Raw genomic sequence first — 13,554 nt, forward strand, 5'->3', positions numbered from 1 at the left:
CAAGGGTTCGCTGCGCGGACCTTACGCTCGCCCTTGACCCGCCAAACCACCCACTGAGAATTCAAAAGAGGCATTTTATTTGTTATACAACGGTGCTTGATAGGAACCCCTGCGGAAACGGCAGCATACCTCAGGTTATTGGCAAGAGATCGAGAATGTGAGCATGAAGTCGGTGACGGGATAACGTGAGTGACCGCTTCGGGCGGATTTGAACGTCCCTTGCGGGTCGCAAGTTCTCATTGGCGGACGGCGTGACCGGTCATTCGAGACAGGCTGACGTGGGAACGGCCGGAAAGCGGCGGTCAGATGCCTGACGAAAGCCGATGCTCGAACGATGGCAATGGCCGACTCTGGCAAACGGCTTGATCCGGCGATCACGTCGACAAGGAATGGAAGAGATCTGCCGCTGCGCGAGCTTAGCGCACGTCTGAACTTCCCGCTGTGTTTGTGAGCCAGTCCTTACCAATAGACTTGGAAGGGAGGTACGCTAGCGGCTTACTGCCTCACGTCCGCCATCAGGCAAACAGAAAACGACGATGTCGCGCCCGCTGGTGGCTTCCGCGCGACGCCGCACGTCCGTGCCTCGGCGGCGGCCAGCGTGTATCGCGGGGTCCGGTCGGGTTGCGCAGTCGCTGGAGGTTGCGCGGCCGCGATCGCGACCACGTGGCGCGCGTATCGGCGACCAGAGCGAGCACAGCCGCCCAAGGATCCCCGAGATCGGATGCGATGCTCTATCGTCCCCCCTTTCTTGGTGCGCGTTCATCGTATGGCTGCAGTTGGCCGGAATATGCAAGCGTGCTTGTCGTTAGTTCACACCTATCAACGCGAAGTATGCAATTGCTGTGACGCTCTTAACATCGGCTGGCGGCCGCCCACCGATGAAGAGTGCGTTGCAACTCGACGGCCTACTGTAGCCGTGCTGGCGTCGCGAATATGTAGCTAACGGTTCAAAAAACCATCGACAGATTACCGCAGCCCACGCTGAACGCGAAAAACATTGATGTTGGATCGGCGGGAGGCAACGTTGCGTCGGACTTAGATTGGGAGACAAAGATGGACGTGTTCCGTCGCTGCGGCAACTGCAAAAGACGATTCAAGATACGCCCACAGTCACCTTCTCAGCGTTTCTGCTCTCGGGATGAGTGCCAGCGCGCACGTAGGAGAATCTGGCAGCGGGAGCGACTGCAGTCTGACCTGGACTACCGAGAGAATCAACTTAGAGCCAGCGCTGACTGGCGTGCTCGGAACCCCGATTACTGGAAAGTCTATCGCCGAAAGCATCCGGATTACGTGGCACACAATCGAGAGCATCAAAAAGAGCGCCGGGCCAAGGTCTCGACTTCTGCAAAGATGGATGTCTCATCACGCGTATCACCCCTCTACTCGGGGACCTATGTGCTGACTGCTATCGCAACTCGATCGCGCGCAAAAATGAACACGTGGATTGTTGACTTGACGGTACTCAGAGCTACGGCAGGGCAATTTACCGAAACGTTGCAAATAGATGACTCGTGCCGTGACGTGTGACGCGCTGCTACTCTGGTTTCGACGCGAAGCGCTCCGAAGCTTCTCCCACAGGAATGAGTGCTAGGGTGCGAGGGCCGCACTGCGTCCAAGACGGGCAACTGCTTATTGGAAGCGCTATGGGAATGGCAGGCGATCTCGACTCATCGATAGGCGAAGCCAGCTCACCGCGGCGAGCGGCAGAATATGTTCGCATGTCGACCGAGCATCAACAGTACTCAACTGAGAATCAGCGATCAAAGATCCGAGAATACGCGAGTCGGCACCACCTCACAGTCGTTGCAACGTACGCTGATGAAGGAAAGAGCGGCCTCCGCTTGGACGGGCGCGCTGCGCTGCAGCGCCTGATTCGGGATGTGGAAGCTCGTTCCGCCGACTTCAACGTGATATTGGTATATGACGTCAGTCGTTGGGGACGCTTTCAGGACGCAGACGAAAGCGCCTATTACGAATACGTATGCAGGCGCGCGGGAATCAACGTGGTTTATTGCGCGGAGCAGTTTGAGAACGATGGCTCGCCCGTTTCGACCATAGTGAAGGGTGTGAAGCGGGCCATGGCGGGAGAATACAGTCGCGAGCTGTCTACAAAAGTCTTCGCCGGCCAATGCCGGCTGGTTGAAATGGGTTTCCGACAAGGCGGACTGGCGGGTTTTGGCCTGACACGGGTGCTGCTCGACCAAAGTGGGCTAGTGAAGTCGGAACTTGCTCGCGGCGAAAGGAAGAGCTTGCAAACAGACCGAGTGGTCCTAGTCCCTGGTCCCGAGAGTGAAACGAGGATCGTGCGCTTAATGTATCAGTGGTTCATCGAGGAGTCGCTAACGGAGGCGCATATCGCGGGAAGATTGAACGCGATGAACGTCAGAACTGATCTCGACCGTGTTTGGACCAAGGCCACTGTTCACGAGATTCTTGCGAACCAGAAGTACATCGGCAACAATATCTACAACCGAGTGTCGTTCAAGCTGAAAAAGCTCAGAGTGGCGAATCCGCCGGAGATGTGGATTAGGAAAGATGGAGCCTTCGAATCAGTGGTACCGCCAGACGTGTTCTACATGGCTCAGGGAATCTTGCGAGCCCGTGCACGCCGCTACTCCAACGAGGAACTGTTGGAACGGTTAAGGCAGCTCTATAAATCCCGCGGATTTCTGTCAGGCATTGTAATCGATGAAGCTGAAGGCATGCCTTCGTCTTCTGTCTATTCTTTTCGATTTGGTAGCTTGGTAAGGGCGTATCAAGCCGTTGGCTTCACGCCAGATCGTGACTACCAGTACGTCGAGATCAACCGACTGCTTCGTAGACTGCACCCGGAGATCATCAACGAAACCGAGAGGCTGATTGCGAAGCTTGGTGGTGAGACTGTGAGGGATCCAGCAACGGACGTGCTATCGGTCAATCGGGAGTTCACCGTTTCAATAGTGCTGGCACGTTGTCAGTACGTTGGGCTTGCAAAGCGTAGGTGGAAGGTTCGCTTCGACGCAAGCTTACTTCCAGACATCACAGTCGCCGTCAGGATGAAGGATGGTAACGAAGCTCCCTACGACTATTACCTGCTGCCGCGGCTCGATTTTGGGAAGCGAGACATCCATCTAGCGGAGCGCAACTCCGTCGAACTTGAGACCTACCGCTTCGACACACTCGAATACCTGTACCGGATGGCTCAAAGGGCTCGTCTACGGAGAGTGGCATGAGACCAGACTCGAATCCCCTTGTTATTCGAACAATTCCCATCGACCGGATAGAAGTAGTAAATCACCGAGACCGAAACAGTCGGGTATTCGAAGAGATTGTTGGGAACATAAAGGCGATCGGACTGAAGAAGCCGATTGTCGTTACCCCCCGGCTTGCCTCTGATGGCACTGAACGCTTCGTCCTCATTTGTGGCGAAGGCCGCTTGACGGCCTTCACTTCGTTAGGCGAGCGAGAGATTCCGGCTCTCGTGATTGACGCGGATGACGAAGACGCGCTTATCATGAGCCTCGCCGAGAACATCGCACGTCGACAATATCGCCCTCTTGAGCTTCTTTACGGCATTCGGCAACTGGCCGATAGAGGCTATGCAGCGAAAGCCATTTCTGACAAGACGGGACTTACCGCTTCGTACATACAGGGCATACTCACCCTTCTAAAGCACGGCGAGGAGCGCCTTCTTGTATCGGTCGAGAGCGGGGCGATTCCGTTAAACGCTGCGCTGTCAATCGTTCGCGCCGGTGACGACGATGCGGCCGTACAAAGCGCTCTGCAGGAAGCGTACGAAAGCGGTCAGCTTCGTGGACGCCAACTCGTTCGCGCTCGCCATCTAATTGAGAAGCGCCAATTGCTCGGGCGGTCGATCGTTCATAAGCCGCCGGGAAAAAGATCCACTCTGACGGCTAGCGGTCTTGTTAGGACTTACCAAAACGAAGCAAAACGGCAACAGGCGCTTGTCCGAAAAGCAGACTTCGCGCAGCAGCGACTTTTGTTCATTGTTGAAGCGCTCCGCCAATTGTTCGCCGACGACAACTTCGTCAATCTTTTACGGGCAGAGGCGATCGGGTCATTGCCAAGGTACTTGGCGGACCGCGTGTGGCCAGGGAGCGCAGCATGAGCCGAGTGCACCTAGGCTTTATCCCTGAGCCAATAAGCGTTCCCTTGGAGTCGGTCTTACCATCGAAGCAACCGACGGCCGGACTGGTCAACTCACGGAAGTTCAAGCAGATCGTCTCGTCGATTGACGAGGTTGGCCTAATTGAGCCCCTATCCGTCATGCCAGAGGATAAGAAACTTGGCGGATTCGTTTTGCTAGACGGCCATCTCAGACTTATAGCGCTGCGTATGCTTGGCAACCCGCACGCTGCGTGCCTGGTTTCGACTGACGACGAGGGGTACACATATAACAATCGGGTCAACCGACTGTCGGCCCTGCAAGAACATTATATGATTCGCCGAGCTATGGAAAGGGGTGCTTCGCCGGAACGATTAGCCAAAGCACTTGGCGTCAATCTCTCCCACATCATCAGTAAGGCGACATTGTTGGACGGAATCTGCCCTGAGGCGATAGAACTTTTGAAAGACCAGCAATTCTCGCCAAGTTTATCGCGGGTGCTACGCAAGATGAAGGCAACACGTCAGGTCGAGTGTATCGAGTTGATGCTGGCCGCCAACAATGTCAGCGCCACTTACGCGGAAGCTCTCTTGGCTGCAACACCTACAGACCGTCTTGTCGATGCCCGACGGCGTCCGCGTCGAATCGCAGCTAGTCAAGAGCAGATCGCGAGGATGGAGCGCGAGATGAACAACTTGCAAGGCAGGTACAAGCTAGCGGAGCAGAGTTTCGGGCAGGATGTTCTGAACCTTGTTCTCGCTCGGGGTTACCTCGCAAAATTACTAGAGAACGAAGAAGTAATGCGGTACCTACTGACCACAACCCGGACCTTGTGAAAGAATTTGAATTGATTCTTGAGTCCGTTTCCCTTGAGCAATCGTAACTGCTGTGAAGTGCAAATCAGCGTTTGCAGCGCCGAGCCCGACATCGACCTAGCGGTGACCGAGTGCTTCACGGCAGCGGTCCCATAACTCGGTCACGACAGGACTTTCGAGCTTCAGTGCCAGCGTCTCGGTAAAAAGGCACTGAACGGGCGGGCAAGCGATTCCTTCCTTGACGCGCTCCCTGCAGAGCCTCAGTGCGATCTGTCCCAATTTGATTCTGGTCAACCAGTCGAGCGATTTGCCGTGCCGCGTCTGCCATAAACGCGCCGATTCAACGAGGTGCGGCAGCGACCAAGACCGTGTCAGTGCGTACGAAGCAAGCGTGGCCGAAACCAAATAACAGACGCAGTGTATGAGGATGTCGTCCGCGTCCGACTGGTCGTCTGAATTGAGCATAGCGGTTTGATATTTCCGAGCTTACGTTGTCAGTCACGTCTGTTGATGCCGGGCGGCTCTAAGGTTTATGAATAAAGAATATCCGTTTGAGGTGGCATGGTCGACGCAGGAGTGCGAAACGCTCCATTTCGCGAACCAAACGGATGGCTCAACGATTTTCTGAGGAGCCGACTTGTAACACGGGCGGTGGGAAGCGAGAATCCGCGTCACACGGCGGCTACCGACAGATTCAATCCGATAGCGTGGCCGCAAACAACGGCTTGACGTATCCCCGTCGACGCGGGTATCTACGGTGACCGACGCTTGCAACACCGCTGCCCTTTAGGACGGAGGCAGGCCTGCATGATGAAACGACCGTTGCACGATCATCATACACACCCGACGAACCGCCGGTAGAGATCCTTAAACTGCCGTTTGAATGACGATCGTTGAACGTCCGCAAAGGCCGATTCTCAGACCGCTCGATAGACGGCAGTACAGCCGCGGAACATCGGTGAGACGCTGCTGTTAGACGGCAAGGAACGTTCACAAGGGGAGAGGGTGATCGCCGTCGCGTTCGTCGAGTTGTCGCGGAAAATCGAGCCGCTACGAGATTGAGAGTTATCCGAACAGCGGCGTCTTGAAGCGTTCCTTAGTCGTGTCGTTAGTTGCACTATATGATTACCCTCTCGATCCCGACTTTGGGGTACCGTGCACTGCCGCCTGCGCCGCCTGCGCCGCCTGCGCCGCCTTCAGACGATCGTTGCCCGCGGCAGGTGTTTAGGCGGCTTGGTTCCCGCCCGTGCGCACTCGTTTTCGGCAAAATGACGCGGGTCTCAAAAATCGGCGAAGACCGTCCCGCAGCGACGGGTTCATGCGGACATTCCGAGGCGTGGGCTCCATTAAGTTGCCTCGTTCGGTGAAAATGGCGTGGCAAGCTCTGTCAAATCGCGGTGATGGCTCAATTCAACAAGACGGGGCTTTGTCAACTTGTCGAGACTGAGCCGGAAAGACGGCAGGAAAAAGCGTCACCCAAAACCCGTTATTCGCTTTCTAAGAGGGCGTCACACCGGCTTCGTGCCGGCTTGCTCTCGGTAAGTTGACAAAGCCCGCGCGGGACGTCGCGGTGTCCGAAATTTTTACGCCGACATGCACTAGATGCCGGTTTGCCGGTCAATAGGCTGCGCGCAGTGCTTCATCCGCGACCGCTAGCCGTGAAGCAATCGTCTTGACGAGAAAGCGATGGAACTGCTGCGCGGTTACGGGATCCTCCTGCTCGAGTGCAAGCAGCGTCTCAAGTGACAGGCGCCTGACACGCGTGGGCACTTCGGCGAGCACATCAGCGCTGCGCCGATTCTGCGTGTACACCGCCATTTCGCCGACCACCGTACCGGGCCCGAACGAGCGCAGCCGAACCGACCGGCCGTCCGCAAGCTGCAGCCATACGGCAACACGCCCGCGCTCGACGATGTACAGGGCGTCACCCGGCTCCCAGCGAAGGAACAGCGGCTGCCGGGCGTCCAGATCGCGCACGTCCATGCTTGCAGCTAGCTTTTCCAGGCAGTGTGGTGTGAAATGCGCCGCGAGCATTGCGGGGAAATTGTCCTCCTCCTGATGCGGGGCAAGGACACCCGGCGCAAGCAGCTTCTCTTCGATCCATTCCAGGCCTGCATCCAAGGTTGCAAATTCGCGTATCTGCAGATTTAGCGTACCGGTTCTCACAAGCAGCTCACGCGAGCGCGGCGGCAATCCCGTCAATACTAAATCTGCGCCTATCGTTGCACAAAGCTGTCTGAGCTTAACGAAACTGACCGATATGGACGCGTCCATCCCGCTTGTGGCAGCAAAGTCGAGCACCACAAAACGCGCCGGCACGGGACCGCGCGTGGCTAGCCGTTCACGCACGCGCTGCAGAACCGAATTGGCCGTGCCGAAGAACAGGAATCCTTGCAGGCACGTCCCGCATACCTGCGTGTCGAGCTCGCGGAGTCGCTGGGTGTCCTCGATGCTGCGCTCGACGTTCGATGTCCGGGTGCCGGCATCGAACTCCATGCGCACGCAACTGACGCGGCCATAGAGCAACGCGAACATCACGCACGCGGCGACGACGCCCGCCACCACGCCAGTAACAACGCCATAGAGAGCGGTGATGCCGAGAATAATGGGAACAAGGAGATATTCGTACCAGTCGAGCTTCCGGTATGCACCAACCAGCCACTGGATCAACAGGCGTAGTCCCATGAAGAGCTGAAGCCCGACGAGCACTGGCACGGGGAACAGCGCGACGAAGTCTGGCGAGATGACTAGCAAAAGCAGGCACGCGAGGGCCGCGAACACGCCAGACATCCGGCTTGTCGCGCCCGCGCGCGAGTTGAGCATCGACCGGTTAAACGATTGATAGCCGACCATTCCACCCAGCATCCCGCTCGCAAGGTTGGCGATACCCGCAGCCCGCATCTCGCGATTCAGGTCGATATCCTCGCCTGTCGCCGCGCCGATCGCGGTCGAATTCATCAGAATGGTGATTGCCGACGCTGACGTAACCACGAGCGTCTCGGGCAGGTGTGCACCGATGGCCGCCCAATCGACGTTGCCATGCACGAGCGGCCCGGGCAGGTGAAACGCGGGAATCTGGCTCGAACGCAATCCCGCATGAGGAAGTAACAGTCCCATCTTGCGCGCGTCATCGATCGACAGGCCGTCGATGTGCAGCAGGAAGTAGAAAAGCGCGATACCGAACACCAGCACCAGCGGCAGCGCGGCCGCGTGTCTCCAGCTGCGCATCAGAACCGTGATGAGTGCCCCGACGAGCACGGCAGGCATCCAGGCGAGCCAGTGGAGATGCATCAGGAACACCAGCGTGCGCCAGTGCAGTGGCTCGCCGGTCAGTACGCGAAACGCTCCCGACAACAACAGGTAGCCCGTGCCGGCCAGGAATCCGCCTACAACGGGATAGGGCAAGAACTGCAACGAGCGGCTGCGCCTCGACGAACCAATCGCGTAAAGGATAGTACCCGTCACCACTGAACACAGCGCGATGGCCATCAGCACGGTCAACAGGACGGTCTGCGTCGATCCTCCGTCCGCTCGCACGCTGCTGGCGACTCCTGCCGCGACGCCCGCGAGAAACGCTGTTGCATTGCTGTCGGGCCCCGCGATATTCAGGCGCATTGAACTCATGAGCGCGATGACCAGCGCGGTCACGACGCAACTGACGAGCGCGGTTGGCACGCCCAGTTCGGCATAGCGGGCAAGATCCGCACTGAAGATCATCGTGCCGAGGCTCATTGCATAGCAGAGCATGACGAGCGTCGATACTGCGCCGCCAGCCAGGTCACCGAGCAAACCGGAGAGGCAAGAGCGGGAGCTGGTGCGCACGGCGGTTGCTGAACCGGTCGTGTCTGGCTTCACGGTACTCCCCGACGAATGCAGGTGGGCGTGCTTCGGACGTCGCTGGAAGAGCGATTCAGTATCCGCCGCGGGTTTCGGCCGTGTCAAATTGCTTGCGTGACGCCTACACTGTGTATTCACGGACAGACGTCGGACACGGAACAGGGAACAGACTGGTGTCGGTTCGATGCTGCAAAACGTGCGGCGTCAATTCGTCTGATTTTGTTTAAGGCGGACAGATATGTTTTGAGCAGGGAGGAGAACCGAGCCGCGTGCGCCCCAACGAGGATGGCCGCTTCGAGAAACGGCTTTCGGTGACGGTCATGAATATCGAACGATGGCTGAGTCTGTTGGGGCTTGAGCAATACGCGCGCACATTTGCCGACAACGACGTCGACTTCCCAATGTTGCCCCGGCTGACCGATGCAGATCTGAAGGAGCTCGGGGTTCATTCGCTTGGCCACCGCAAGCGCATGCTGTTGTCCATTTCCGAACTGGCTACGGCGGCGTCTTGCGCGACGCCGTCCGTGGTCGAGGCGCAAGCGAATGAGCGCAGACAGGTCACCATTCTATTTGCTGATCTGTGCGGCTTTACCGCGCTGTCCCAGTCGCTCGATCCGGAAGAATTGCGCGAAGTCGTCGGCCGCTATACCGCGCTTGTTGACGGTATCGTGCTGGCTTACGGCGGTACGATCGACAAGCACATCGGCGATGCCGTCATGGCGCTGTTCGGTGCTCCGCGCGCGCACGATTCCGATACCCTGCGCGCGGCGCGCGCCGCGCTGGATATTCACGACGCGCTGGCTCAGCTTAACGCGCAGGCATCGCGTCCTTTGCAGGCGCACGTGGGGATTGCCAGTGGTGAGGTAGTCGCGGGCGCGCTCGGACGTGCCGACGGGCAAGACTACACGGTGCACGGCAATCCGGTCAATCTCGCCGCACGGCTCGTGGCAGCGGCCAAGAGCCGCGAGACCTTGGTTTCCGACGGCGTCCGCCGCGCGCTCGGCAACTACGCAGTCTGCGACCCGCTCGACGACATGCGCTTCAAGGGTATCGATACTCCGGTACGAGTATGGCGGCTGCGCAGCATGGCGGGCGAGCCATTGACTGTCAGCCGCGGCCGCTTCGTCGGACGAAACGCTGAACTCGAGCAATTCCATGGGATTGTCCGCGCATCGCTCTCCGGGCGAGCAGGCCATGTCGTGTATGTTCGTGGCGATGCGGGCATCGGGAAGACACGGCTTGTCAATGAAATGCGCGGCGTCGCGCAGACGCAGGGATTTGAGATTCATCGCGGCCTCGTGCTGGATTTCGGGGTCGGCAAAGGTCAGGATCCGGTGCGAGCAGTCATCGGCAGCATGCTGGGGCTGTCGCCCACCGCAGGTGGCGCCGAGCTAAGCACCGCGGTCGAGCGTGTCGTCTCGGCCGGCGTCGTCAAGCCTGGGCAGATCGTTTTTCTCCATGATCTCCTCGATCTGCCGCAATCCGGTGAATGGCGGGCCCTCTTTGATGCGATGGCACACGCCGCGCGCAAACGAGGCAAGCAGGCGCTCATCGCGACGCTGACTGAAGATGCATGCCGGAACGGGCCGGTCATGATTGTCGTCGAGGACGTCCATTGGGCCGACCCGCAGGTACTCGACGACCTCGCGGCTTTCGCCTCGGGCGTTGCCAACGGCCCGGGCGTGCTCGTGATGACATCGCGTGTGGAAGGCGATCCACTCGACGCCGCCTGGCGAATGCGCTGTCGCGGTACGCCGTTTGCCACCATCGATCTCGGGCCATTGCGAAGAGACGAGGCATTGAGCCTTGCGGGAGACTTCATTGACGCCAGCCAGCGTGTAGCGCTCACCTGCATCGAGCGCGCGGGCGGCAACCCGCTATTCCTCGAACAGCTCCTGCGCAACGCCGAAGAGGGTAGTGGTGAGACTGTCCCCGCCTCGATCCAAAGCCTAGTGCTGGCACGCATGGACCGGCTGACCCTGCCGGACCGCCAAGCATTTCAGGCGGCTGCGGTGATCGGACAGCGCTTCGACGTGGCGTTGTTGCGGCGGCTCATTGATGAACCCGAGTACGTTTGCGATGCTCTGGTCGCCAATGCGCTTGTTGTACCGGAAGGCGACGATCTCCTGTTCGCGCACGCGTTGATTCAGGAAGGTGCCTACTCGACGCTGCTGCGAACGCGTCGGCGCGAATTGCACCGGCGAGCCGCCGACTGGTTCGCGGCTACCGACCCCGTGCTGTACGCCCGGCATCTCGATCGCGCCGACGATAGCCGCGCCCCGCAGGCGTATCTCGACGCGGCCGCCGCCCAACGCACGGCCTACTTTATTGAAGCGGCGGTACGCCTGATCGAACGAGGCCTCGAAATCGCGAAAAAGGACGCGGATCGCCACGCGCTCATGTGCCTCAAAGGCGAACTGCAACGGGACCTGGGCGATATTGCGGCGTCGCTAGACACGTACCGGGCAGCATTGGCCGTTGCGCCGGACGAAGCAGGCGTATGCCGGTCGCAGCTCGGGCTCGCAGAGGGCTTACGGGTCAACGAAGGTCTTGCTGAGGCCCTCATTCTGCTGGAATCGGCCCAGGAAGTGGCGCAGCGCGATGACATGGTGTTGGAACTTGCGCGCCTGCACCACCTGCGTGGAAACATCCTATTTCCCCTCGGCAAAATCGAGGAATGCCGCGCCGAGCATGAGCGAGGGCTTTCTTATGCGCGGCGCGTGGGCGTTCCTGAAGCGGAGGCGCGCGCTCTCGGCGGGCTTGCAGACGCAGCCTATGCGCAGGGGCGAATGCGGACGGCTTTCGAACACTTCAGCCGTTGCGTTTCGTTGAGTCGGGAACACGGCCTCGGCCGCATCGAGGTTGCGAATCGCCCAATGCAGGGTTTCAGCCGGATGTACCTCAACGAAGCGCCGCAAGCGCATAAGGACGCGGTTGCCGCAGTGCGTGCAGCAACGCTCGTTGGACAGCCACGCGCGCAGATGCTTGGCGAGACGCTGAGTGTCTTTGCCTGCCTCGAAATGGGCGATTTGCAGGCGACCCAGATCCATCTCCAGCAGGAGATGCAACTGATCCAACAACTGGGAGCGCGCCGCTTCGAGGCGCAAAACATAGAGATGCAGGCGCGCGTGCTGCTTGATTGCGGCCGCCGGAAAGACGCCGTGAGCCTGCTGCATGAAGCGCTGGCGATCTGTGGCGAGGTGGGCATGCAGTTCTGCGCCCCCAAGGCAGTCGGCGCGTTGTGCCGTGCGGTGGAGGACGACGCCGAGCGCATACATTTCCTGGTGAAGGGTGCCGAACTACTGCGTCTCGGGGCGGTCGGTCACAATCACCTGTGGTTCTACCGCGACGCCATCGAAGCGATGCTCTCGGTCGGCGACGCGTCCGGCGCGCTGCGCTACGTGACGGAGCTGGAGCAATACACGCGGGTCGAGCCGCTGCCTTGGGCGGAGCTGTTCGCGGCGCGCGGCCGTGTGCTCGCCCTTTGCCTGCAAGGCCAGATTGACAAGGCAACGCGGCTTGAACTCGAGCGCGTCGGCGCGGTACTTCGGGATGCCGGGTTCAAGAGTTACTTCGTCGCCGTAAACGAATTCCTCGCCGCGTAGCTGCAGTGCTTTCCCAAAACATCGCGGTAACTGCCATCCGTGACGAGGGACTGGTGATTGGCCCATCATCCGTGATTGGCTCATGCCGTTAAAGGTTATTCGATGCTTGCCATCGATCACAGGAATGTGACGGTGCCTCTGCGCGTGTTGGCAGGCGTCGAATAACCCCGATGGAGGAAACCGCGGAGTGCCCCACTGCGATTGGCGGGTTCGCGGCTATGACGATTGGTAGACCGGGATCGTCAGTGGTGCTGGATACGGCGCGCTCAGGCGGGGTGTCGGAGGGACGCTGACGCCGTAGCAAAGCGGTGTAGTCGTGCACTCGCGATGATGACGCGCACCGGTTGCATCCTGACCATCAGCTCGGGTCGGTCGAGCGTGACCGTGAAGAAGAACTTCAGCCCGGTAATCGCGTGGTTTAGCGACACCGCCGATGTGCCGCTATCGACACCTGGTAGCGGCGCAAGTCCTCGACGGCGGCCGTGTAAGGTGAGCGCCCGAGAAACCTGGCGAAGAGCCTGTCAGATTTTCTGTGTGCCGAGGTCATGAGACGATAAGGGAAATAACGTCCTATGACCGAATCAACCGTGACAAAGAAGAGTAAGAACCCGAAGGCACCGAAGCTGTTTCCCGATGAGCTGATCGACCAGTTGCTGGCCCAGGTGCAAGGCAAGGATGCTGAGGCGGTCCTGGGCGAATCAGGTCTGGCCGGCCAACTCAAGAAACAGCTGGCCGAGCGCATGCTTGCGGCCGAGCTGAGCCACCATCTGGAAGCCGAGACCGAGCAAGGCCAGTCCGGCAAATCACCGCAACGGCACCAGCTCCAAGACGGTGCTGACGCCCAATGGCGAACTGATGCTGGATATTCCGCGCGACCGGCAAGCGACATTCGAGCCGCAATTGGTGGGCAAGTATCAACGCCGACTGCCGGGCTTCGATGACCACGTCATCAGCATGTATGCGCGCGGCATGAGCGTGAGCGAGATTCAGGGCCATTTGCTGGAGCTGTACGGGCTGCAGGTGTCGCCCGATCTGATTTCCACGGTCACCGACGAGGTGCTGGTGGAGGTTGGGCAGCGACAATTGTTTTGGCCGGTCGTTGACGATCGTTTTGGCCGGTGGTGAGGAGTCGAAGGCGGCGCAGCCGCCGTAGACGATGAGCCACCGGCGGCGCCAGGTCGACGGGCTTTAG

The 13,554-nt window shown here is 59.3% G+C and carries 5 protein-coding genes and 2 pseudogenes; 5 read left to right on the forward strand and 2 right to left on the reverse strand.

Translation table 11 applies throughout. The annotated features are described in order from the left end of the window. The first annotated feature begins 1,649 nt into the window (after positions 1–1,649). The 3 genes from AB6804_RS30720 to AB6804_RS30730 are packed head-to-tail and all read left to right on the forward strand — an operon-like array spanning position 1,650 to position 4,941. Positions 1,650–3,212 carry a recombinase family protein gene (locus AB6804_RS30720; RefSeq protein WP_370889660.1) on the forward strand — a complete coding sequence of 521 codons (1,563 nt, stop codon included), beginning with the start codon at positions 1,650–1,652 and terminating at the stop codon, positions 3,210–3,212. Next, positions 3,209–4,108, forward strand: coding sequence for a plasmid partitioning protein RepB C-terminal domain-containing protein (locus AB6804_RS30725; RefSeq protein ID WP_370889661.1), 900 nt, complete (start codon positions 3,209–3,211; stop codon positions 4,106–4,108). The genes AB6804_RS30720 and AB6804_RS30725 overlap by 4 nt, the downstream gene beginning before the upstream one ends. Continuing rightward, positions 4,105–4,941 carry a plasmid partitioning protein RepB C-terminal domain-containing protein gene (locus tag AB6804_RS30730; protein WP_370889662.1) on the forward strand — a complete coding sequence of 279 codons (837 nt, stop codon included), beginning with the start codon at positions 4,105–4,107 and terminating at the stop codon, positions 4,939–4,941. The genes AB6804_RS30725 and AB6804_RS30730 overlap by 4 nt, the downstream gene beginning before the upstream one ends. Positions 4,942–6,537: 1,596 nt before the next feature. Here AB6804_RS30730 and AB6804_RS30735 read toward each other — a convergent pair. Beyond that, positions 6,538–8,775, reverse strand: a complete 2,238-nt coding sequence (locus AB6804_RS30735; RefSeq protein ID WP_370889663.1) for a SulP family inorganic anion transporter — start codon at positions 8,773–8,775, stop codon at positions 6,538–6,540. Between the two features lie 302 nt (positions 8,776–9,077). Here AB6804_RS30735 and AB6804_RS30740 point away from each other — a divergent pair, with 302 nt between their 5' ends. Next, positions 9,078–12,362, forward strand: a complete 3,285-nt coding sequence (locus AB6804_RS30740; protein ID WP_370889664.1) for an adenylate/guanylate cyclase domain-containing protein — start codon at positions 9,078–9,080, stop codon at positions 12,360–12,362. 338 nt (positions 12,363–12,700) lie between these two features. On the opposite strand, the pseudogene AB6804_RS30745 reads toward AB6804_RS30740, so the two are convergent. Beyond that, positions 12,701–12,882: pseudogene (locus tag AB6804_RS30745) on the reverse strand (integrase); the annotation flags it as partial. Between the two features lie 52 nt (positions 12,883–12,934). Between AB6804_RS30745 and AB6804_RS30750 the strand changes: the two are divergent. After that, positions 12,935–13,445 (forward strand): annotated as a pseudogene (locus tag AB6804_RS30750) (transposase); the annotation flags it as partial. Positions 13,446–13,554 lie beyond the last annotated feature (109 nt).

This window comes from Caballeronia sp. RCC_10, assembly GCF_041360715.1.
Taxonomy (GTDB): domain Bacteria; phylum Pseudomonadota; class Gammaproteobacteria; order Burkholderiales; family Burkholderiaceae; genus Caballeronia; species Caballeronia grimmiae.